16 protein-coding genes are annotated in these 23,284 nt (G+C 38.0%); 3 read left to right on the top strand and 13 right to left on the bottom strand.

Annotated elements, in window-relative coordinates; genetic code table 11:
- The first annotated feature begins 7 nt into the window (after positions 1–7).
- From EA772_RS12790 to EA772_RS12780, 3 genes are all read left to right on the top strand, one after another.
- Positions 8–1,600: a sigma-54 dependent transcriptional regulator gene (locus tag EA772_RS12790; RefSeq protein WP_246833925.1), complete on the top strand. Its 1,593-nt coding sequence runs from the start codon at positions 8–10 to the stop codon at positions 1,598–1,600.
- Between the two features lie 124 nt (positions 1,601–1,724).
- The gene (locus tag EA772_RS12785) at positions 1,725–3,026 is read left to right on the top strand and encodes a PAS domain-containing sensor histidine kinase (protein ID WP_246833924.1); all 1,302 of its coding nucleotides are present in this window, start codon (positions 1,725–1,727) and stop codon (positions 3,024–3,026) included.
- 183 nt (positions 3,027–3,209) lie between these two features.
- Positions 3,210–5,399, top strand: a complete 2,190-nt coding sequence (locus tag EA772_RS12780; RefSeq protein WP_168187540.1) for a bifunctional alpha,alpha-trehalose-phosphate synthase (UDP-forming)/trehalose-phosphatase — start codon at positions 3,210–3,212, stop codon at positions 5,397–5,399.
- 250 nt (positions 5,400–5,649) lie between these two features.
- Here the strand turns inward: EA772_RS12780 and EA772_RS12775 are convergent, their stop codons facing one another.
- From EA772_RS12775 to EA772_RS12715, 13 genes are all read right to left on the bottom strand, one after another.
- Positions 5,650–7,434: a glycoside hydrolase family 15 protein gene (locus EA772_RS12775; RefSeq protein ID WP_010602491.1), complete on the bottom strand. Its 1,785-nt coding sequence runs from the start codon at positions 7,432–7,434 to the stop codon at positions 5,650–5,652.
- 460 nt (positions 7,435–7,894) lie between these two features.
- Complete coding sequence (locus EA772_RS12770) at positions 7,895–9,163, bottom strand: glucose-1-phosphate adenylyltransferase (RefSeq protein ID WP_124913570.1); 1,269 nt, start codon at positions 9,161–9,163, stop codon at positions 7,895–7,897.
- A 6-nt stretch (positions 9,164–9,169) separates the two neighbouring features.
- Complete coding sequence (locus tag EA772_RS12765; RefSeq protein ID WP_116169956.1) at positions 9,170–10,582, bottom strand: glycogen synthase; 1,413 nt, start codon at positions 10,580–10,582, stop codon at positions 9,170–9,172.
- 377 nt (positions 10,583–10,959) lie between these two features.
- Positions 10,960–11,751 (bottom strand): uroporphyrinogen-III C-methyltransferase, encoded by a 792-nt coding sequence (cobA, locus tag EA772_RS12760; RefSeq protein WP_124913569.1) that lies wholly within the window; start codon positions 11,749–11,751, stop codon positions 10,960–10,962.
- Positions 11,752–12,951: 1,200 nt separating this feature from the next.
- Positions 12,952–13,416 carry a hypothetical protein gene (locus tag EA772_RS12755; protein ID WP_124913568.1) on the bottom strand — a complete coding sequence of 155 codons (465 nt, stop codon included), beginning with the start codon at positions 13,414–13,416 and terminating at the stop codon, positions 12,952–12,954.
- An 80-nt stretch (positions 13,417–13,496) separates the two neighbouring features.
- On the bottom strand, positions 13,497–14,507 hold the full coding sequence (locus EA772_RS12750) for a bestrophin family protein (protein WP_124913567.1): 1,011 nt from the start codon (positions 14,505–14,507) through the stop codon (positions 13,497–13,499).
- A 367-nt stretch (positions 14,508–14,874) separates the two neighbouring features.
- Entirely contained in the window at positions 14,875–16,125 is a 1,251-nt protein-coding gene (locus EA772_RS12745; RefSeq protein ID WP_116169952.1) for a sulfate adenylyltransferase subunit 1, read from the bottom strand.
- A gap of 143 nt (positions 16,126–16,268) precedes the next feature.
- Positions 16,269–17,174 (bottom strand): sulfate adenylyltransferase subunit CysD, encoded by a 906-nt coding sequence (gene cysD, locus EA772_RS12740; RefSeq protein WP_116169951.1) that lies wholly within the window; start codon positions 17,172–17,174, stop codon positions 16,269–16,271.
- A 194-nt stretch (positions 17,175–17,368) separates the two neighbouring features.
- Complete coding sequence (locus EA772_RS12735; protein ID WP_124913566.1) at positions 17,369–18,073, bottom strand: phosphoadenylyl-sulfate reductase; 705 nt, start codon at positions 18,071–18,073, stop codon at positions 17,369–17,371.
- 2 nt (positions 18,074–18,075) lie between these two features.
- Positions 18,076–19,587 carry a TSUP family transporter gene (locus tag EA772_RS12730; RefSeq protein WP_124913565.1) on the bottom strand — a complete coding sequence of 504 codons (1,512 nt, stop codon included), beginning with the start codon at positions 19,585–19,587 and terminating at the stop codon, positions 18,076–18,078.
- On the bottom strand, positions 19,571–20,341 hold the full coding sequence (cobA, locus tag EA772_RS12725; protein ID WP_124913564.1) for a uroporphyrinogen-III C-methyltransferase: 771 nt from the start codon (positions 20,339–20,341) through the stop codon (positions 19,571–19,573). Before cobA (EA772_RS12725) ends, EA772_RS12730 begins: the two co-directional genes overlap by 17 nt.
- An 81-nt stretch (positions 20,342–20,422) precedes the next feature.
- Positions 20,423–22,519, bottom strand: a complete 2,097-nt coding sequence (locus tag EA772_RS12720) for a HEPN domain-containing protein (RefSeq protein ID WP_124913563.1) — start codon at positions 22,517–22,519, stop codon at positions 20,423–20,425.
- A 246-nt stretch (positions 22,520–22,765) separates the two neighbouring features.
- Positions 22,766–23,212, bottom strand: coding sequence for an Rrf2 family transcriptional regulator (locus tag EA772_RS12715; RefSeq protein WP_010599447.1), 447 nt, complete (start codon positions 23,210–23,212; stop codon positions 22,766–22,768).
- Between the last annotated feature and the right edge of the window lie 72 nt (positions 23,213–23,284).

The following is a 23,284-nucleotide window of genomic DNA, read 5'->3' as shown; positions in this document are numbered from 1 at the left end:
AAGCGAGATGGAAAAGCAAAACGAGTATACGAGTTATAAAAAGCAATATTTAAAAAACTTAATACGTCTTGATTTGAATGGTAAATTTACCCACCTGCCCCCTAAAGGGGGAGTTACGGGCGAGATGGAAAAGCAAACCGGCTATACGAGTTATAAAAAGCAATATTTAAAAAACTTAATACGTCTTGATATGAACGATAGAAAGGAAAGCTCCCCCTTAGGGGCTGGGGGTTTAAACACCACAGTTTTAATCATCGACGATGACGAGGACATTCTTTTAAGTGCTCGTTTATTTTTGAAGCAACAAGTTAAACAGGTCATTACCTGCAAATCGCCTAAAGAGATCAATGTTTTATTAAGCAAAAATGAAGTTGATATCATTCTGCTTGATATGAACTACCAAAAAGGTGCAAGCGATGGACGAGAGGGTTTATATTGGTTGGAACATATTTTATCTATTGATAAAGATTATGTTGTGATCCTCATGACGGCCTTTGGCAATGTAGAACTTGCCGTTAAAGCCATTAAAAAAGGTGCCACAGATTTTATTCTTAAACCCTGGGAAAACGAAAAATTGTTTGCTACCATCTCCGCTGCGTCAAAACTGCGTGAATCAAACAGAAAGGTAAAGAAACTGGAGAAAATTCATACATCCTTACAAAAGGATATGACGAGAGGTTTCGAACACATTGTTGGTGAGGCTGATGTAATCAGAAACTTGCAAAACACCTTATTAAAAGTTGCACCTACTGATGCCAATGTTTTAATATTAGGCGAAAATGGAACTGGAAAACAGGTTTTTGCCTACGAAATTCATGGCAACTCGCAACGCAAAAACCAGGTATTCATGCATGTCGATTTAGGTTCACTGAACGAAAATCTATTTGAAAGTGAGTTGTTTGGTTATGCTAAAGGCGCTTTCACCGATGCCAAAGAAGATAAACCCGGCCGATTTGAATTGGCTGATGGCGGCACTATCTTTTTAGATGAAATTGGAAATCTAACCTTGCCCCTCCAGGCAAAATTATTAAGTGTTTTACAGAATAGAACTGTAACACGACTCGGAGAAAGCAAAGAACGCAAAGTAAATGTTCGTTTAATAACGGCGACCAATATGCCTTTGAATGAAATGGTCTCGAAAAATACCTTTCGGCAGGATTTACTTTTCAGAATAAACACTGTTGAACTGCTATTGCCGCCGTTACGCAAACGCGGGACCGATATTTTGCTTTTGGCCAATCATTTTATGCAGGTTTTCAGTTCCAAATACCATAAGGAATTACGAAGTTTAAGCACGCAAGCAAAAAATGTATTGTTAAATTACAGCTGGCCGGGAAATGTGCGGGAGTTGCAACATGTGTTGGAGCGGGCAGTAATTATGAGCGATGGAAATGAAATTACCGAGCAAGATTTGCAATTAAGTCCACAACGTTTTGCGCAAAATAATGCTATACCTGATGAAATGGCTTTAGGCGATATGGAAAAATTGATGGTGCAAAAAGCCATAGATAAACATAAAGGCAATATTTCAAAAGCCGCAGCAGATTTGGGTTTAACCAGAGCAGCTTTGTACAGGAGAATAGAAAAATTTGGAATATAAGTTCAAAGCTGAAAGACCAAAGCTGAAAGCTTTAGACTTTTCGCTTTAAGCTTTTAGCTTAAAAGACATGTTTTATAAACGTTTCACTTTTCGTTTACTATCTAGGTTAGTCCTCATTAACTTGTTGGGTTACTTATTATTTTACCTTATTAAAAACACCCGGCTTTGGTTTACCATTATTGGCGTGGGTTTAATTTTACTAGGTGCAGTGATCTCGCTATACTTCTACATTAATGAAATCCGTTCTGATATCAAGCGTTTCATCTTAGCGGTAAAAACCCGAGACCATACGCTAAATTTTAAGAACAAAGCTACAAAAGGAAGTTTTCCAGAATTATATGAATCGTTTGGAGAAATCCTCCAGGTACACAAACAAATCCGTTTGGAACAAGAGGCCATGTTTCAATTAATTAAAACTATTTTAGAGCAGGTACCTGTGGGTGTGATTGTGGTAAACAACACAAAAACAGAACAAAATAATGAAGAAATTGCCTTTTTTAACCAGGCGGCCTCAAACCTGTTAGGTGTTCCTGCCTATAAATATTGGCATCGGTTAAAACAGCATCTTCCAAATTTTACCACCGAAGTAGAACAAATTTCATCCGGAGGAAAACGCTTCCTAGAGCTTAAAATACAAGAAAAGTTAATTCAGCTATCAACAGAAGTGATTCCACTAAATCTCTATGGAAAAAACTATACGATTATCAGTTTTCAAAACATCAAAGATGAAATCGAACAGAAAGAAACTGAAGCATGGAACAGGTTAATTGGTGTGATATCTCACGAAATTTTAAATTCCATAACACCAATAAGTTCGCTTTCTGATACAATTAATAGTATGGTCACTGATAGGGAAAATCTGGACACCGATGAAATGGAAGATTTGAAAACTGCACTGCAAACTATTAAACGCCGTTCATCAGGATTATTAGATTTTGTGAAAGACTATCGATTAATAGCAGAGTTGCCAACGCCAAACCTGGAATCGCACACCATTGGTGAAATTTTAAAACACATCAAAATACTTATGCAGCCTTTCGCTAAGGCTAAAAATACGATCTTAAATGTAGAACAAACTTCATCGAAAATTACAGTTCAATTAGATTTAAAATTGATTGAACAAGTGCTTATTAACCTGATAACAAATAGTATTTATGCAGTCGAGGAAAATGAAAACCCTTATATTTCTGTTAAATACCGTTTAGAAAATACCAAACTATACATTGATGTTACAGATAATGGAAAAGGTATAGAAAGTGATGATTTAGAGAAAATTTTCGTTCCGTTTTACACCACCCGTAAAAATGGTTCAGGTATTGGCCTAACCATCAGCCGCAATATTATGAAAATGCACCGCGGCAGCATTGAAGTGGTTTCTGCCCCAACAGAACAAACAACTTTCTCATTGGTATTTAATTATTTATAGCTGGATTGTTTAGGAACTTTTCTCCTAAAAATTCATCTTTTTAACGTAAAAGCAATCTAAATTAAGCTTCATATCTAATGGTTTGTTAAAACTTTTTGATCATTTGAATGTTTTTTTAACCCCAAAATTCAAACAAAAAAACATTTAGCCGCTTTTATTTATGTGAATACATTAGATACAAGCATGAAGACAGTTATAATATCGAATAGACTACCCGTTAAAATCATTGAAGAAAACAACGAGTATACGTTTATTCCAAGCGAAGGTGGTTTAGCTACCGGACTGGGAGACGTGTACAAAAATGGCAATTCCATTTGGATTGGCTGGCCGGGAATCGAAGTTCCCGAAGATCGACAGGAAGAGGTGATACAAAAATTAGGAGCACTTAACCTCTACCCTGTTTTCCTTACACAGGAAGAAATTAATTTATATTACGAAGGCTTTTCAAACGAAGTGCTGTGGCCAGTTTTCCATTATTTGGTTACCTATGCACATTACGAACAAAATTATTGGGATTGCTATAAATCAGTAAACGAAAAGTTTGCTAAAAGCGCCATGCAGGTGCTAAATAGAACCGATAAAATATGGATTCAAGATTATCAATTACTTTTATTGCCGGGGATTTTAAGAGAAAAGCTTCCCGGTTCAACGATAGGCTTTTTTCAGCACATCCCCTTTCCGTCTTACGAAATTTTTAGGTTAATTCCCTGGCGGGAAGAATTGCTGAATGGTTTAATTGGTGCCGATTTAATTGGTTTCCATACTTACGATGATGTTCGGCATTTTATCAGTACTGCAACCCGTTTGCTGCCAGTAAATTCATCATCAAATGTATTGAACAGCAACGAAAGGCAAATTGTTATCGAAGCATTTCCGATGGGGATCGATTTTGATAAATTTTCTTCATTGACTTCTACACAAGAAGTAATCGAAGAAATAGACCATTTCAAATATGGAAAAGACGAAATCAAAATTATTCTTTCTATTGATCGGTTGGATTACAGCAAAGGTATTTTAGAGCGGTTAAAGGCGCTTGAATTGCTTCTACAAATTCATCCGGAGTATATCGGGAAAATTGAATTATTTATGATCGTGGTTCCATCAAGAGATAATGTTCCTCAGTATAGCGAATTAAGAGACCAGATCGACCAATTTGTGGGCAATTTAAATGCCCGTTACCGTTCAATGGATTGGATTCCGGTGAATTATTTCTACCGTTCTTTTCCGATTGAGGTTTTGTCAGCGCTTTATTCATCGGCCGATATTTGTCTGGTTACCCCTATGCGAGATGGGATGAACCTGGTGAGTAAAGAATATGTGGCCAGCAGAAACGATAATGATGGCGTACTGATATTAAGTGAAATGGCCGGTGCATCGAAAGAACTCACAGACGCACTCGTTGTTAACCCAAACAATCTTGGCGATATCATGGAAGCGATCGTCACCGCATTAAAGATGCCTCTGGAAGAACAACAGCAACGCATGAAAGCCATGCGGGCAATTGTAGAAAAATTCAATGTAAAACATTGGGTTAATAATTTTATTTTAAGACTAAACGAAGTGAAAGATTCTCAAAAATCATTACAAACCAAACATGCAGTAAATTCAGTAAACGAAATTATTGCAGCTAAATATGCAACTACAACTAATCGAGTTTTATTTTTAGACTACGATGGAACATTAGTTGATTTCACCGGAAATATCGATGATGCGTCACCTGATGATGAATTATACGACTTGATTGAAAACCTGACACTGGATGCAGCAAATAAGGTGGTAATTATTAGTGGTAGAAGAAATGAAACACTAGAAAACTGGTTCGGGCATTTAAAAGTTGATCTAATTGCCGAGCATGGCGCCTGGCAAAAAACCTATGGCGATAAATGGAATTCCCTTCCACTCCTTACCGACCAATGGAAAAGCGAAATCAGAACACTTTTAGAAACTTATACCGATAGAACCCCTGGCTCATTTATTGAAGAGAAAAGTTATTCTTTAGTATGGCACTACCGCAAAGCAGAAGAAGGTTTAGGTGAGCTTCGAGCCAATGAAATTGTAAGCCACATGAAAATTTTAGCTGCTGATAAGGGTTTGCAGCTGATGCCTGGAAATAAGGTTATTGAATTTAAAAATATTGAAGTAAATAAAGGAAAAGCTGCACTGAATTGGCTGTATGACAAACATCCAGATTTTATCATGGCGCTTGGAGATGATCATACAGATGAAGATATTTTTAAAGCACTACCCGATGATGCGATTACGGTAAAGGTTGGCAATAATTTATCTGAAGCAAAATACTATCTGAATGATTTTAAGGAAGTTAGAAAACTGCTTTGGAGTTTGGTTAAAGAAGAATTTGTAGAGAGAAGTTAGGTTATTAACTCTTGGGAAGGTTGTCATTGTGAGGAAATACTCCATCACTGTGGCAACCTTTTCATTTGGAATCAGATTGCGTCTTAACTCGCAAGATGACCACTATAACACCAATTTAAAACATTTAAAGCGTGAAATCACGTCGGGGTTTGTAACTCCACAGACCTTTTGAATCAAAAAAAATCCCGCGGATTTAAGAGGATCTACGCTGATTATTTTGCGTGTATCTTCTTCATCCGCGGGTATAATATTATAAAAATACTGGTCTATCTAATTTAATCGCAATGCGATAAGCAGCATTCATTAAACCAACATGACTATATGCCTGAGGAAAATTCCCCCACTGACTGCCGGTTTTAGCATCCACGTCTTCACTAAAAAGTAATAAGTGATTGCAGTATTTGATGATATTTTCAAATTCTTCAATTGCTTCATCTACCCTGCCCACACAAGCAAGCGCTTCTACATACCAGAAAGCACAAATCAAGAAAGTGGTTTTTGGCTTACCAAAATCATCAGCATGTAAATAGCGGTAAAATAACCCATCTTCAGTTTTAAGCTCTTTTTCTAAAGCGATTAAATGATTTTTTGCCTTATCTGATGCCGGGTCTAAATAACCCATCATAATTAATTGCAAAGTACTTGCATCTAAATGTGTGCTGCCGACGGCGTTGGTATAAACTTTTCTTTCAGGATCGTAGCAAGCCTCAATGTGTGCCGCAGCTTTATCAATTAAAATATTTGCCCGCTCCTCAAAATCCTTATTTCCAATCGTTTTAGCCATTTTTAAAGCAGCATGGGCACCCGCCCACTGAAATAAGTTACTATAACAATGCATGTTCGCAATATTCCTGAACTCCCAAATACCGGCATCCTTTTCATCAATTGTTCTTTCAATTTTTGATAGAACGCTTTCAATCCATTTCACCGAATCACTACGTTCTGAAAATACAAAACGATGGTCGGTGTAGAGTGGTAACATAGAAGTTAAAACCTGTCCATAAATATCATTTTGGATGTGCTCGTAAGCCTGGTTTCCAATTCTGATTGGTTGCTCACCTTTATATCCTTCCAAATGATCTAGCGTAGTTTCAATAATTTCTCGTTCACCAGCTATACCATATAAAGGTTGATAACGTTCATCTTCAGCCTGAGAAATGTCGGATAGGTAATTGAAATATTTCTCCATCTCCTCAAAATGGCCGATGTGATTTAGAGATGTAAGCACATAGTGAGAATCTCTTAACCAGCAATAACGATAATCCCAGTTTCTTGTACTGCCTGGAGACTCAGGCAAGCTGGTTGTACTTGCAGCAATGATTGCTCCGGTATCCTCGTACTGATGTATTTTTAAAACCAGGGCAGAACGAATGACGAAAGGTTGGTAGAAACCTGCAATCGAAGAATGTTTGATCCACAATCGCCAATAAGCAACAGTTTCACGAAGGAAATTTTCTGCAGTGCTTACAATTGGTGCTTCCAGGTTTTCGCCATAAGTCATGATCAGATATTTCGACTCATTTAAAACGAAAGCCTTTTCGTCCAATATATAGGTTAAAGAAACATTGGTGCTCAACCGGATATTTTCATCGCAACCATGATAATCGATGTGGTTGCTGCCTCGACTTGCACGCATTTTATTCTTTCCATAGTCGCAAACCGGCTCACATTTAATGGTTACCCGGGGGTTTCCCTTTAACGGCTCGATTTTTCGGATAAACATCAATGGCTTGAAATATCTTTCGTATAGATGAAATCGTGGAGCAAAATCAGTTACACGATATTTTCCGTCTTCTGCCGTAATTTCTGTTCTTAGAACATTGGTGTTTTCGATGTAATATTGGGTGGAGGTATATTCACCTTGCGGCAAAATTGAAAATTCACCGCCTTTCTTTTTATCTAATAAACTTCCAAATACAAATGGACTATCGAAACGTGGCCAGCAAAGCCAAGATATATCGGTATTTTTATTAACATGTGCCATAAAAGCACAGTTTCCTATTATTCCTGTTTGATAAAGGTGCTGTTCAGCCATAAGCAATTTTGTGTGTGTTTATAACCTAACAGGTTAAAAAGGTAAATTGTTGGCAGGAATGTGAAAAAGCTTATTTTGTATAAAGACTCGAGCATTTTTGAGGAGAGCAATCTTTGTTAAATAAGCCTGATTGGAGTGGAAATATTTTTTTCAGCAACTTCGAATATGCTGTCATGCTGAGGCACGAAGCATCTGTAACCGATGACACAGATTCCTCGTTCCTCGGAATGACAGAAGTAAAAATATTGCAACGGAAAGCAGGACTGAAATCGGCAATGAAATGCTGAGCTTCCACTTCTAAAAAACTATCTCTGTCAAAAAAGGTGATTTGGCTAATAACTACTCTTTCAGTAGACGAAAAGTATAGAAGAATTTATTGCCCTGACCTTTCATAAGGAGTGGTAAAGCAAAAAAGCCAGTCTGAACGAATCAAACTGGCTTAATAAAAATATAAATGACTTTAAATCACCGTGCCACTTGGTAAAACAGCACCTTTTTTAACCACTACAATTCCATCTTTAACGGCGTAAAGCTCAAAATCGCCATCTTCAAGGTGAGCACCGCCGTTAATTTTAACATCATTGCCAATGCGACAGTTTTTATCAATGATCGCATTGTTGATATAACACCGGTCTCCAATTCCAATAAGCGAATTACCCTTCTGGTTTTCTAATTCAATTTCTTCTAATGTCTGGTATCGGTCGCTACCCATCACATAAGTATTGGTAACCACAGTATGTTTTCCGATACGGGCCCTGATACCTAAAACCGCATGTTCAATTCTACTGGCCTGAATAATACAGCCCTCTGCAATAATTGCTTTTTCTAAGGTCGTTCCTGAGATTTTGGATGGAGGTAACATCCTGGCTCTTGTAAAAATAGTGTGATTACTATCAAACATATTGAATTTCGGTATTTCATCCGTTAAGCCTAAGTTGGCCTCAAAGAATGATGAAATATTACCAATATCTGTCCAGTAACCTTCATATTGATAGCTTAATACACGACTTTCTGTAATGGCTCTTGGCAAAATCTCTTTACCGAAATCTTTTTCCTCTTCGTTTTCATTAAGAATATTAATCAGATATTCTCGATTGAAAACATAAATACCCATTGAAGCTAAGAAATTACGTCCTTCGCTTTGCATTTCTGCACCAGTATCAGAAACCCAATCCTCTAAACCTGTTTTTGGCTTTTCGATAAACGAAGTAATCATATTCTCTTCGTCAGCTTTTAAAATACCAAAATCGGTAGCATCTTTTGCCGTTACGGGGATCGTAGCAATGGTAATTTCAGCGTTAGCTTCGATATGTTTCTCAATCATATCCTTAAAGTCCATTTGGTACAGTTGATCTCCAGATAAAATTAGAATGTAATCGAACTCATGCGAAACAATGTGGTGCATACACTGGCGTACTGCATCTGCAGTACCCTGAAACCAACCGGCATTTTGAACGGTTTGTTCAGCAGCAAGAATATCAACAAAAGCCGTACTAAAATGGCTGAAGTGATAAGTGTTTTTTATGTGTTTATTAAGGGATGCCGAATTAAACTGTGTCAGCACAAACATACGGTGGATGCCAGAATTAAGGCAATTAGAAATTGGGATGTCTACCAACCGATACTTCCCTGCAATTGGAACTGCAGGTTTAGAACGTGTTTGTGTGAGCGGCGATAATCTAGACCCCTGGCCACCGCCAAGGATTACGCCTAAAACTTTGTCAGTCATGTTAAGCTATTTTAATATTTGGTATAATTCTATGTAATTCAGCGCTGCCCTATCCCACGAATGGTCGATTTTCATCATGGTTTTACGTACCGCCTTAAAAGTTTTTTTATCGTTATAAATATCTACTGCCCTATTGATCGAGTGGGTTACATCCCAAATACTGGTTTGATCATGGCACAAACCAAAACCACCATCGCCAATATCAGTCACTGTATCTCTTAATCCTCCAACCCTGCGAACTATTGGAACTGTTCCATATCGTAAAGCATAAAGTTGATTTAAACCGCAAGGCTCAACCCTAGAGGGCATTAAAAGATAATCTGCTCCGGCATACATCTGGTGCGAAACCTGTTCGTTGTAGCCAATGTAAACATTATACTTGCCGCCAAAAATATCCTTCAGCTGGTTTAACCTTCCTTCCACCCAGTTGTCGCCAGAGCCCAGCACGAGCACATTAATATTGTCGCCATGCTGCTGTAGTGCATTGTAAAATATGTCAGGTAATAAATCCGCACCCTTTTCATCAACCAGCCTTCCGATAAAAGTAAAAAGCGGCTTAGATGCGTCTAGTTGAAAAACATCACATAAAGCTTTTTTGTTTGCCAGTTTTCCAGCCTCAACCGTTTTTAAATTGTAACTTTTTGATAGCATCGGATCGGTTTCCGGATTCCAAACCTCTGTATCAATTCCATTTAAAATCCCGACAGATTTCCATCGCTCCTGCCTCAGTAAACTTTCCAGTCCACGGGCGTTGTTCATCATTTCTTCTAAATAACTTGGTGAAACTGTGGTAACTCTCCAGGCACATTTTATAGCTGAAGCCAGCGGATTGATGGCATCTTCCCAACCCAGCAACCCACCTTTCCACAAATCGAAAGCTGGCAAATAGTATAATTTATCCCATCCAAACTGACCCTGATACTGGGCGTTATGAATCGTTAAAATAGTTGGAACATTATTCAGACGCTGATATTTTAAGCAGTTTGAAGCCATAAAAGGAATCAATCCGGTATGATGGTCATGGCAATGGATTACATCAGGTTGATGTTCCCATTGTGCCATCCAATCGAGCGTAGCAATTTGAAATGCAATAAAACGTTCTGTATCATCAGCATAACCGTAAACATTTGGTCTGTCGGTTAATCCCTGAATGTGAACGATATATAAATCGAAACCGAGTTTATTGGTTTTCTCTCTTAAAATGCGGTAAGAAAAATGATGGTTTCCGTAGTTTGACCATGCATCATAAGCCACTTCGAATTCACTCTCGCGAATAAATTTAGTTTCATAGGCGGGCACAACCACTTTAGCAATGTGGCCAATTTTATTTTGGTATTTAGGTAAGGCCCCAACAACGTCTGCTAAACCTCCAACTTTAGCAACTGGGTAACACTCGGCGCTGATATGTATAATTTCCATCAAATATTTGGTGTAGATAACTTCGTTAAGTTAGTAATTGTTTTCTGATTTGAAAATAATTCAAAATTAATTTTTAGGCAGTGGTTTTCATACAAATGATCTTAATTATCCCGCCAAAACAAATAGACTGACAGACATTTTTTTGGAAGTGAATGTTCCAGTTCTTTTGGCACATGCAGCCCTGCTTTCCGTTTCTCCCGATGAAAAATCGGCATTCACTTCAATCAGGCTTATTTAACAATGGTCTGTTGAAAACCCAAACGTATTTTTTTTAAGATTCAACCTCGTCTGCAGGGAACTATTTAAGCAAAAAAAACCGCTAAGCTTTCGCCAGCGGTTTTTAACAACAAAACAAATATATGATTCTATTACCCTTATTACGCTTCGGCAAGAATTTCGTAAAAATCTCTAATCGGTTGAAATTGCGGATGTAAAGAAACTACATCTCCAAACACAAGCAAAGCAGGTGCTTCTATTTTCTTATCTTCTACTACTTCGGCAATGGTATCTACAATGCCTACCGCAATTTTTTCATCAGGCGTAGAGCCATTTTGAATCACAGCTACAGGCAATAAACCCTTATTCTCAGCCTGGAAGATTGCAGCAATTTCTTTTACTTTTTCAATGCCATTCAAAACTACAATCGTTGCTTTAGTTTTGGCAGCGATATATAAATCTTCAGAGATTTCGCCTTTAGAATTTGTACCAGTTACCGCCCAGAAGCTCTCACTTAAGTCTTTATAAATCATTGGTATTTTCTGCAAGCTTGGCGCACCCGTTGCACTTGAGATACCTGGGATAATTTCTGTTGGAATGCTATACGACTCTGCTGCATCTATTTCTTCGTAACCTTTAGCGAAGAAAAATGGGTCGCCGCTTTTTAAACGAACCACATGGCCGTAGTTTAGAGCGTAATCAATAATTAGTTTATTTACGGCATCCTGCGAAAAATCTTCATCATCCGTACGTTTGCCTACATAAACCTTCGGAATACCATCTGGTGCATGACACAGTAAAGCTTCGTTCACATTTGCATCATACAAAACAACATCAGCTGTTTTTAATGCTTTAACACCTTTTAAACTAAATAAATCCGGATCGCCAGGACCAGCACCTATTAATGTAATTTTTGGTTCAATGTTCGCTTTTTCTACTTTACTTAAAATCATGACAGAAAATATTAGCTCGTGATTATTTATTAATTATACAAATATATAAAGTCTATAGAAATAGTAGTAATTTATTTTAAAATAATTTATTAACGATAAAACCGACGTTACCAAGTATCATTCATACTTCGTCATTGCGAGGTACCACTCCTATTTTCGTTATTGCGAGGTACCACTCCCATTTACGTCATTGCGAGGCACGAAGCAATCTTATTCTTGGGTGAATTGCTAAGGGTTTTTGGATTGCTTCGTACCTCGCAATGACGACCGCCAAGAATCAAGGCGCTAAAAAATTGCGTAAAGGGTCTTAGCAGTGTTTAAAACTATTCAAAATTTTCCATTCCTATTTTCGCCATTGCGAGGCACGAAGCAATCTCAACACTTGGATCAATAGCGATGATTTTGGATTGCTTCGTACCTCGCAATGACGACCGCCTAGAATTAAGGCGCTTAAAAATTGAGTAAAAGTTCTTAGCAAGTGGTTAAACTATCCAAAATTTTCATTCCCCTTTTCGTCATTGCGAGGTACGAAGCAATCTTAATGCTTTTGTTAGGGTGAATAGCGATGGTTTTTGGATTACTTCGTACCTCGCAATGACGACCGCCTAGAATTAAGGCGCTTAAAAAATTGAGTAAAAGGTCTTAACAAGTGGTTAAAACTATTCAAAACTTTCCATTCCCATTTTTGTCATTGCGAGGCACAAAGCAATCTTATACTAGGGTGAATTGCTAGGGTTTTAGATTGCTTCGTACCTCGCAATGACGACCGCCTAGAATTAAGGCGCTTAAAAAATTGAGTAAAAGGTCTTAGCAAGTGGTTAAAACTATTCAAAACTTTCCACTCCTATTTTCGTCATTGCGAGGCACGAAGCAATCTCAATACCTGGATTAATAGCGATGATTCTTGGATTGCTTCGTACCTCGCAATGACAACCGCCTAGAATTAAGGCGCTTAAAAAATTGAGTAAAAAAGTCTTCGCGTGGCTTTAAAACTATTCAAAATTTTCTATTCCTATTTTCGCCATTGCGAGGCACGAAGCAATCTCAATACTTGGATCAATAGCGATGATTGTTGGATTGCTTCGTACCTCGCAATGACGACCGCCAAAGATTAGCGCTTATATAAAAATTAATAAAACAAAAAAAGTCTTAGCAGTATGCTAAGACTATATAACAAAATTTCTTTTTAACATCCGAACCTTACTTACAAGGCACTTCTACAAAAGTAAATTTACCTGCTTCGTAATTTATGGGTTTACCTTTAACAAAATAAGAACGCCCTAAAGTGGTTTCAATTTGAGCAACCCCCATGATCAACTTTCCATCTTTCTTTAAAAATGCCAACGGATTGGTAAATGCCTTTGTAGTATCGCTACCTGTGTTGAAACGGTAATCAACCAATAGTGTATCACCATTAAACTTACCGTTTATTTTTCCGTTATTCTGAGGTTTTTCACCGTATTTTATTAATAACGAACCAGTAACTTTACCGGAAGACATTGTTTTTAAAATCATTGCAGCACTATCCTTTTCGAAAGAGGAGGCATAACAAGTTTCATTAATCAGCGAATCGGCTTTTGCAGAATCAGCTTTTTGATCTGAAGAGCCGCAGGCAAAAACAAATGGGATCGCACTAAATAGCAGGTAAATAATTTTATTCTTCATCTTTTAATTTTTAAGATTAACACTTATCTAAATATAAAAAGATGATGAAATGTTTTTCGCATTTCCATAATAGAAATAGATCACATTAAAATATTATTTTCAGGCGTAAGGGCTGGTGGTAAATTAGTTTCATCTAACATATCCCTCATGTCAATTTCAATTGTTCTGGAAATATTGGTAATCGGAACATCGTTTGCGCTGCCTTCGAATGGATTGGTAGAACTCTCCCCTACTACATCTAAGGTGTTGAAAACCCAGGTTAATAAGATAGCGAAAGGAATATTTAGCCAAATCGAATAGCCCTCTATTAAAGTTCCGCTACCCAATTTATTAAAATCGTTTAATAAACCATAAGGCACCAGAAAAACAAAAAGATTAAGCATAATGCTCGCTATTGATGAAAAATGACGAGGATAGGGAAAGTTTTTGATTCGTTCGGCTTTGCCCTGATTATCGTAGAAAGTAGCAATGCCGGCCTGCAAGGATTGTAGCTGCAAATCAGAAAAGCTTCCTGTAGTTGCCAGTTTATTAATATGATTAGATTGCAAAGCCATGATTTGCGTTGCTTTATTTTTCTTCGTTAAGATGTAGGCCAACTCTTCCGCTGAAAGGTATTGAGCTAAAATATCTTCCAGTTTATCTGTTTTTTCTGCAGTGTGATAATTTTGGGCATATTCAATATTTCTCAAATCATTCATATTTTCCCAAACGCGATTTTCCCTCAATTGAAAACGGAGTGCAGTTAACCAGGCAAAGTGACGGTAAAATATGATCTGCACATCTTGCTGTTTGTTTTTTGACCATAAGAAATCTCTTACCATTACACCAAAAGAACGACTTACATTGATGATTCCACCATAAATTTGGCGGGCTTCCCATAACCTGGCGTAGCTGGCGTTATTTTTAAAACCAATAATAAACGAAACTGCAGTACCCAATAATGCCACCGGAACCCATGAAATGGAGAGAAACGTAAATCCACAAAAGTGATAAAGTACGGTAGGGATTACAGCAAGTATTGTTAAGCGATAAATATCGCGACGAGTCCAAAGGATAAACTCTTTTAAAGAATATTTCTTTCCGGCATGCATAAAAGTAGGTTTTATTTTGGGATATTATCTGAGGGATGGGCGAAGATAGAGAAATTTGTAAAATTCGATTGGGAGTTTCTGGAGAAACTTTAATCGCACCGTTAACCTGCGTAAAATAAACCCGGTTGAAGTGGAAATACTTTTTGTTGCAGCAACATCAATCAAAGCTATCTTATTGAGGCACGAAGCAGATGCGTCGTTTCTTTGGACGACAAAAGTTTACAAAAAGATTGAAACGAAAAACGGGGCTGTCGTAACCGATGCCCCGCTGAAATTGCTTTCCTCTAAATTTAAAATCTAGAGTTTCCATATAATATTTGGTTATGGTTCTATTGGATAATAAAAATCTCCATCACGAATCTTAATGCTATTCTACCGCTGCTCTAAACATTAAAGCACCCACTGTTAAATTTGTACGACTGTCAATCAAAATAGCTGAACCATTTGCCCGGTTATCATCATATAAATCGAAAGCCAAAGCATCGGCTGTTTTCACAATGACACGGCCAATATCATTCAGTTTGAACTCATCAGCAGCATGTTTTTCTAATGTATTGATATCAACTTTATGCAGAATCTCGCTGATTTTACATTTCGTTACTTTGCTATTATGTTGAATTAAATACATTATCGAAGTATCCAAAGCTCGGCCGTCCATCCAGCACAAATCGGCCTCAATTAATTTAGATTCCTGAGGCAAAGCTGTTGCATTAACAATCGTATCGCCACGGCTAATGTCCACATCATCTTTTAAATGAATGGTTACTGACTGACCTGCATGTGCTGCATCAGGTGCTTGGTCAAAAAATTCGATTCTCTCAATGGTAGAACTTGCGCCTGAGGGTAAAATCGTAACCTTATCATTCAGGTTAAAAGTGCCGCTTAACACCCGACCAGCATAACCACGGTAATCATGTAATTCATCTGTTTGCGGACGAATAACCCACTGAACCGGCATACGGGCCAATTGGGATTTATCGAGATTATCCGTATCAACTTTCTCCAAAAAGTGCAATAAGCTTTCTCCATCGTACCAATCCATACGATCAGAATTTTGAACAATATTATCGCCTTTTAATGCACTTACCGGAATATAATTTACATCGGCGAGCTTAAGCTGTTGCGCCAAAACTTTGTATTTATCGATAATTGACTGGTAAACAGCTTCGCTATAATCAACCATATCCATTTTATTGATACAAACCACAATATGTTTGATGCCTAATAAAGAAACCAGATATGAATGGCGAATGGTTTGTTCTACCACACCGTTTCTAGCGTCGATTAAAATGATTGCTAAATTAGCCGTTGAAGCGCCTGTAACCATGTTTCTGGTGTACTGTATATGCCCTGGCGTATCAGCGATAATGAATTTACGTTTATCGGTTTGGAAATATTTGTAAGCCACATCAATGGTAATTCCCTGCTCACGCTCTGCCCTTAAACCATCTGTTAAAATGGCTAAATCTATTGTTCCATCATCGTTTTTGCGGTTTGAGCTTTGTAAAGCTTCTAACTGGTCGGCTAAAATGGAATCTGTATCGTATAACAAACGGCCGATTAAGGTGCTTTTACCATCATCTACGCTGCCTGCTGTGAAAAATTTTAATATGTTCATGTTTTTAGTATTAAGCTATTAGTATCAAGTATCAAGACTAATAGCAGTCTACGATTTTGATACTCGTACTTAGTTTATTTAAAGGTTAAGTTTTTCAGTTTGTATCCAATCTTGATACTTGATACATACTACTTGCTACTCCTTTAAAAATATCCTCCCTTTTTCCTGTCTTCCATGGCTGCTTCAGAAACTTTATCGTCCATACGGGCGCCACGTTCTGAAATTTTTGAGGAACTGATTTCAGAAATAATATCATCAATTAAAACCGCTTCTGATTCTACCGCAGCTGTGCAAGACATATCGCCTACTGTACGGAAACGTACTTGTTTGCGAAAAACGGTATCTTCATCATCCATATTTAAAAATGGTGAGGCAGCCATTAACTGGCCATTTCTGGTAATGACTTCACGTTCGTGAGCGAAATAAATACTCGGCAATTCAATATTTTCTCTGCGGATGTAATTCCAAACGTCTAACTCCGTCCAGTTACTGATGGGAAAAACACGGACATTTTCTCCTTTGTGGATTTTGCCGTTGTAAATGTTCCAAAGTTCAGGGCGTTGGCGTTTTGGGTCCCATTGTCCAAACTCGTCGCGAACAGAGAAAATACGTTCTTTCGCTCTGGCTTTTTCTTCATCTCTACGGGCTCCGCCAATACAGGCATCAAACTGGTATTTAGCAATGGTATCTAACAAGGTAACGGTTTGTAAAGCATTTCTACTGGCATTTTTACCAGTTTGTTCTACCACCTTACCCTGGTCGATAGATTCCTGAACTGAGCCAACGATTAGTCTTTCACCAATCCTTTCAATCATTTTATCGCGATAATCTATCGTTTCCTGAAAGTTATGACCCGTATCAATATGCACTAAAGGAAATGGAAATTTTCCCGGACGAAAAGCTTTTTCTGCCAAACGAACTAAAGTAATGGAATCTTTTCCGCCAGAAAATAATAAGGCAGGTTTCTCAAATTGCCCTGCAACTTCACGTAAAATGTGAATCGCCTCGGCCTCCAGTTCATCTAAGTAATCGAAATTATATGTACTCATTTGTTAATGTTGTAAAGTTTGGCTGTTGAATGTTGGAATGCTCCTTATTCAACTTATTTGTTGTTGATGTCGTTAATGTGAATAATTAAATCCTCCCCCTGCCCCCTCCAAAGGGAGAAACCCGTCATAGCTTGTTATTCACGTTGCAAAGCTTAGTCTCATGGCTTTAATCTTTTCGCTTTAATCTTTCAGCTCTATGCTTTCTCCGTAGCATGCAAACCACATTCCTTTTTACTTTGGTCTTCCCACCACCATCTTCCGGCTCTAAAATCTTCGCCGGGTTGTACTGCTCGTGTACAAGGTGCGCAGCCGATGCTTGGAAAACCTTTATCGTGTAAGGTGTTGTAGACGATGTTATTTTCCTTGATGTAGGTTTTCACATCCGCTAAAGTCCACTCGAAAATAGGATGAAATTTTATCAATTGATTGCCCTCATCCCACTCTAAATCATGCATATCTTCACGGTTAGCGCTCTGCTCAGCCCTGATTCCCGTAACCCAAATTTCGTTGCCTGTTAATGCTCTTTTTAAGGGTTCAATTTTACGGATGTAGCAACACTCTTTTCTGTTTTCAACTGATTCATAAAAGCTGTTTGGTCCTTTGGTGTTTACCATATCCTGCAAAAGTTCATTCTTTGGGTAATAAGCGTGAATTGGCTTGTTGTAAACTTCTAACGTACGGTTCCAAACGTAATAGGTTTCAGGAAATAATCGTCCGGTTTCTAAAGTGAAAACTTTTATTGGAATATTATTCGCAAAAATTAAATGCGTTATGGCTTGGTCTTCCCAACCGAAACTGGTCGAAAAAATAATTCTATCTGCATACTTTTTTGCCAGATAGTTTAATTTATCTATTGTGTTTAATCCCTGAAGTTCTGTTTTTAACTCCTCTACGCTCATCACTAAATTAATTTTAAAATAAATAGTATCACGCTACGCAAGCTTACCAGCATGACAATAATTCCTACAGCCACCATGATGGTTTTTGCTGAAATCTTGTTTGATACTCTTGCTGCTATTGGCGATGCTATGGCGCTACCAATAATTAAACCAACCACAGCTTCCCAGTATTTACCGCCTAACATCGTAAAAAAAGTTAGGGAACTCAAAGTAGCGATGAAAAATCTGCTGATTTTTACCGTTCCAAGAGAAAATAGAGGATGACGACCGCCTGCAATTAAACTTGAAAGCACGATTGAACCCCAACCGCCACCAAAGGCCGCATCGATAAACCCGCCAACGAAGCCTAAAAACCCGATTTTCTTAATCTTTTTGTCGCCTCTTTTTCTTTTGATATTAAAGGCTTTCATTAAAATTATCCCGCCCAAAATTAAAGTATAAACGCCAACTACAGGTTTAACATAAGCACTATAATGCTCTAGCGATGATAAAATGTATGCGCCCAAAACGGCACCAATCACAGCTGGAATAATGAGTATTTTAAACAGTTTCCAGTTAACGTTTCCCATCCTGTAGTGCATCCAGCCGGCAATGCCGTTACTTAACACTTCAGAAATGTGGATGGCCATACTTGCTGAGGCTGGCGGCAAACCCATAGCCAACGAGAATGAGGCTGTAGTGACGCCATACGACATTCCGATGGCGCCATCAATTAAGGCGAACACAAATCCTGCACCCAAAAACCAATAAAATAAAGGGTCGATATTGATTAAGAAAGTTTGAAATTCTGGCTCAGTATTCCAAAGGGTAAAACCAATTGAACCGATTAACAGAATTGCAGCAGCCCAAATTAGCCACTTTATATTTCTTTCAGCGAAGCTTTTGCGTGGGTTAATTAAACTCTGTGTAACCTTGTTTAGTTTTTTAACTTTTGCCGAGAAATCGCCATTTAAGGTTTGGCGCAAGGCACTCATATTTTGTAAAGTTTCATCCAGCTCTGCTGGAATCCCCTCATTTAAAATCTGTTTTAATCGCTTTGCTATGGTTGGCGATTTACCGTTTGTAGAGATGGCAATTTTTAAATCACCTTTTTGTACAATAGAACCTAAGTAGAAATCGCATAAATCGGGTTTATCGGCTACATTGATGAGCAAACCTTTTTCATGCGTTACGGCTCTAATTTCTTCATTTAAAATATTATTATTTGTGGCCGCGAAAACGATATCAATGTTTTCCAAATCAGAAACATCGAAACTTTTCTGTTTCACTTTTATTTGTGGATAATCTGCAATAAGTGCATAAACCTCGGGTGATACCATTTCTGCTACAATCGTAATCTTAGCCTGATGACTATTATTTACAATTGCTGTTAATTTTTCAAGACCAATATTTCCTGCACCAATTAATAATGTACGCAGTTTGTTCAGCTTAATAAAAACCGGAAAAAGCTGATTTCCTTTCTCTTCTTCAGAGAAAACCGCTGCATTATAGGGTTGATTAGGCAATACTTGCATATTGTTTTACTAAGGTTTTGAACGATGGATGTAGCGAAACCACTTCGCCGAAAATTAAAAGTGCAGGTGCCTTAACATTTTCTTGTTTGGCCAAATTTTCGATGGTATCTACCACACCAACAACTAACTTTTCATCTGCTGCTGAACCATTTTGTACTACAGCTGCCGGCAAGTTATGTCTTCCTGCAGCTTTGAAAATTTCGACAATTTTAGCTAGTTTTTTTAGTCCCATTAAAACTAAAACAGTGGCATTTGATTCCGCAGCCTGATAAATATCATTAGAAACCTCACCTGAAGTAGTTGTACCCGTAATTACCCAAAAGCTTTCGCTCAACCCGCGGTGCGTAACCGGAATTTGCTGCAAACCCGGAACACCAATAGAACTCGAAATACCTGGAATTACATCAACCGGAATGCTGTAAGATGCAGCGTAATCCAACTCCTCATATCCTCTGCCAAAAACAAACGGGTCGCCGCCTTTTAAACGTACCACATGACCATAATTTAAGGCATAATCAATCATTAATTTATTGATGGTTTCTTGCGGGTATGAATGTTCTCCAGAACGTTTACCCACATAAACTTTTATGGCTTCAGCCGGAGCGTGTTCTAGTAATGCCTCATTTGTTAAAGCATCATATAATACCACATCAGCAGTTTGTAAAGCTTTTACCCCTTTTAAAGTTAATAAATCCGGGTCACCCGGACCAGCACCTAAAAGCGTAATTTTTGATTCTTTATATTGATTAACCATATCCTTTTAATTTTGAATAAGAGAATTTTGAATGAGTGATTGTTTATACTAGCGATTTCACAACTCGCAGATTCAATCAGTCTACACTTCAATAGTTCTCTCATTCCTTTTCACCTTAATTTGATTTAAAAATGCTTCAGCTTCGCTAAAATACTTCGCTGCGAATTCAGCTGTTGGTTCATTTTTGTTGATTTGTAAAACTAAATCTGAAAAATTGGTCGATAAATTAAATTCGCCTGTTTCCACATAGTGATTATCAAACTCTCTGATGACGCCAACCTGAGTACTGCTGTTGATGCCCTTATCTAAAAGCAATGATTTTGCAGCGCTAACGAAAGTGCTGTAGGTATGATAAATCGCATCAGCGTAAGCGCCTTTATCTAAATTTTGTTTAGCCCAGCCAAATTTCTCATCAGCCTCTAAAAGTAAAGTGGCGACCAAATCGATAACAACGCCAGCACATTCTCCAACCCCAATTGCGGTCACAAACTGCTCTACATGCCCCCAGTCTACAAATTCTTCCCGCTGAAGATTGGTTAAATCGGCCAGTGGTTTCAATAACTGATAAAAATGGTCCTTGCCTTTTCTATCATAATATTGATGGAAATTTTCGTCTGCTTCGTTATTGGCTTTAAAATCATTTAAAATGAAATGTAAAACACTGGTTGCTCTTTTCGATGGCACCTTAATTACGCGTTCAGCCACCCGGCCAACGCCGTTGCCAACCGTTCCACCACCAAGCATGACCTGAACAGCCGGAACAACTTTTCCTTCTGCCTTAACCGAACTGCCATGGAAACCAATTTCGGCCAAACCATGCTGCCCGCAAGAATTCATGCAGCCGCTGATTTTAATTTTGATGTTCTTCTCGTAAATAAATTCAGGGAAATCAGTGTAAATTACTTCTTCCAGCACTTCTGCCAATGTCATGGAGTTTGAAATCCCCAGGTTGCAAGTATCTGTACCCGGACAAGTCGTGATATCAGCCAAACTATCAAAACCAGCAGTGGTAAAACCAATTTTATTTAAAGCAGTGTATAGTGATGGCAATGCCTCTTTACGAACAAATTTTAATAGTAAGCCTTGATTTTGAGACACTCTGATTTCATCCGCCACATAAGGCTTAATGGCATCAACGAAAGCACGGGCTTTATCCGTTTTGATATCTCCAACCTGAACTTTCACATAAACAGCATAAAAACCTTCTTGCTTTTGCTCCACTACATTTGTTGCCGACCAATGTTTATAATGTGCTTCATTCAGAATTTCGACTGCGGCGTACTCTTGTTCCAACGGCAAAGCCGGTTGAGGAACAGCATCTCGATCAATTGCGAAAGTTTTTACTTTGTTTGCAATTCGTTCTTCAGCAACCAAGCGTAAAACTTCTTCTAAACCCAGCTTTTGAACTAAATATTTCAAACGGGCTTTATTTCTATTGCTGCGCTCTCCGTAACGGTCGAAAACACGAAGAACCGATTCTGTGAAAGGAATTAATTGGTCTTCAGGTAAAAACTCATGAACAGCACTTGCCAAAAACGGCTGTGCACCTAAACCACCGGCAAATAAAACCTTGAAGCCACGTTCGCCATTTTCATTGATTTTTGGAATAAAACCTAAATCGTGGATGTAGCTGAAAGCTGTATCCTTATCGCTCGATGAGAAAGAGATTTTAATCTTCCTGCCCATTTCCTGGCAAATCGGATTACGTAAAAAATATTTGAAAACCGCATGTGCATAAGGAGAAACATCAAAAGGTTCGTCTTTATCAATTCCCGAATTTGGCGATGCGGTAACATTTCTAACCGTATTTCCGCAAGCCTCACGAAGCGTGATATCATCTTGTTCGAGTTTCGCCCAAAGCTCCGGTGTTTTATCTAAACTCACGTAGTGCAATTGAATATCCTGACGCGTGGTTAAGTGTAAATTTCCACTGCCATACTCATCAGCGATATCAGCAATACGCAATAGCTGCTTAAAAGTTACTTTCCCAAACGGCAGCTTAATGCGAATCATCTGTACGCCTGGCTGCCTTTGTCCGTAAACACCGCGGGCTAAGCGTAAGCTTCTAAACTTTTCATCATGGATGGTTCCATCGCGAAAAGCCTTGATTTTATTCTCTAAATCTATGATGTCCTGCTCGACAATAGGATTTTCGAGTTCTGTTCTGAAACTTTGCATAGTGTGTTGTTAGCTTTATTCAAAAAATGCCTCTCTTATACTGAGAAGCATCTTCATATTTTATACTTAATAAATTATTCGTATAGCCTCTGTTACAATGTTTTACAACAACAGCGCATCATTTTGAATGATATCGAATTCAGTATAAAATTAATGTTCATCTGTCAAATATATAAAGTATATAGGAATAGTCGTAATTTTTCTTAAAAAAATTGCTTATCCTTTGAGAAATAAGCAAATAAATCTTTAAATATTGTCTATACCAAGCTTTAAGGTATCTTCTCTTCCGATTACGTCAGCAATGCTGGTTTCACTTAAAACCTTAAGTGTAGCATCTCTTACATCGATAAATGCACTTCTAATGCCGCAGGTTTTTTCATCTACGCATTCATCGCATTTATGATAGAAATTCAAACTGGCACACGGAACCATCGCAATTGGACCATCGGTTACCCTCATCACCTGAACTAAAAGAATTTCTTCAGGTTTCTTGTTTAAACTGTAACCGCCGCCAGCACCTTTTTTACTATACAAAAAGCCGGCGTTGCGTAAATCTAGCAGGATTTGTTCTAAAAACTTTTTAGGGATATGCTCCTCCTCAGCAATCTTTGAGATTTGCATAGGTGGTTTTTCTACATTTTTGCCAAGTGCAACTAGTGCTTTTATGGCGTATTTAGTCTTTTTTGATAGCATATTTGTACAAAGCTAATAAAAGAAAGTAAAATATGAAACATCGGGTATTGATCCAATAAACCATTTATCATC

Origin of the sequence: Pedobacter sp. G11 (genome assembly GCF_003860265.1) — a bacterium.
Taxonomy (GTDB): Bacteria; Bacteroidota; Bacteroidia; order Sphingobacteriales; family Sphingobacteriaceae; genus Pedobacter; species Pedobacter agri.
The sequence above is the reverse complement of the archived record's forward strand: the minus strand, read 5'-3'. Positions and strand labels throughout refer to the sequence as shown.

Excerpts from the sequence above, each read along its gene's own strand:
- EA772_RS12750 (WP_124913567.1), bottom strand. The coding sequence starts at position 14,507 with ATGCATGCCGGAAAGAAATATTCTTTAAAAGAGTTTATCCTTTGGACT.
- EA772_RS12730 (WP_124913565.1), bottom strand. The coding sequence starts at position 19,587 with ATGCAAGTATTGCCTAATCAACCCTATAATGCAGCGGTTTTCTCTGAA.
- EA772_RS12790 (WP_246833925.1), top strand. The coding sequence starts at position 8 with ATGGAAAAGCAAAACGAGTATACGAGTTATAAAAAGCAATATTTAAAA.
- EA772_RS12755 (WP_124913568.1), bottom strand. The coding sequence starts at position 13,416 with ATGAAGAATAAAATTATTTACCTGCTATTTAGTGCGATCCCATTTGTT.
- EA772_RS12770 (WP_124913570.1), bottom strand. The coding sequence starts at position 9,163 with ATGACTGACAAAGTTTTAGGCGTAATCCTTGGCGGTGGCCAGGGGTCT.
- EA772_RS12780 (WP_168187540.1), top strand. The coding sequence starts at position 3,210 with ATGAAGACAGTTATAATATCGAATAGACTACCCGTTAAAATCATTGAA.
- EA772_RS12745 (WP_116169952.1), bottom strand. The coding sequence starts at position 16,125 with ATGAACATATTAAAATTTTTCACAGCAGGCAGCGTAGATGATGGTAAA.
- cysD (WP_116169951.1), bottom strand. The coding sequence starts at position 17,174 with ATGAGTACATATAATTTCGATTACTTAGATGAACTGGAGGCCGAGGCG.
- EA772_RS12775 (WP_010602491.1), bottom strand. The coding sequence starts at position 7,434 with ATGGCTGAACAGCACCTTTATCAAACAGGAATAATAGGAAACTGTGCT.
- cobA (WP_124913564.1), bottom strand. The coding sequence starts at position 20,341 with ATGGTTAATCAATATAAAGAATCAAAAATTACGCTTTTAGGTGCTGGT.
- EA772_RS12720 (WP_124913563.1), bottom strand. The coding sequence starts at position 22,519 with ATGCAAAGTTTCAGAACAGAACTCGAAAATCCTATTGTCGAGCAGGAC.
- EA772_RS12715 (WP_010599447.1), bottom strand. The coding sequence starts at position 23,212 with ATGCTATCAAAAAAGACTAAATACGCCATAAAAGCACTAGTTGCACTT.
- EA772_RS12735 (WP_124913566.1), bottom strand. The coding sequence starts at position 18,073 with ATGAGCGTAGAGGAGTTAAAAACAGAACTTCAGGGATTAAACACAATA.
- EA772_RS12765 (WP_116169956.1), bottom strand. The coding sequence starts at position 10,582 with ATGGAAATTATACATATCAGCGCCGAGTGTTACCCAGTTGCTAAAGTT.
- cobA (WP_124913569.1), bottom strand. The coding sequence starts at position 11,751 with ATGATTTTAAGTAAAGTAGAAAAAGCGAACATTGAACCAAAAATTACA.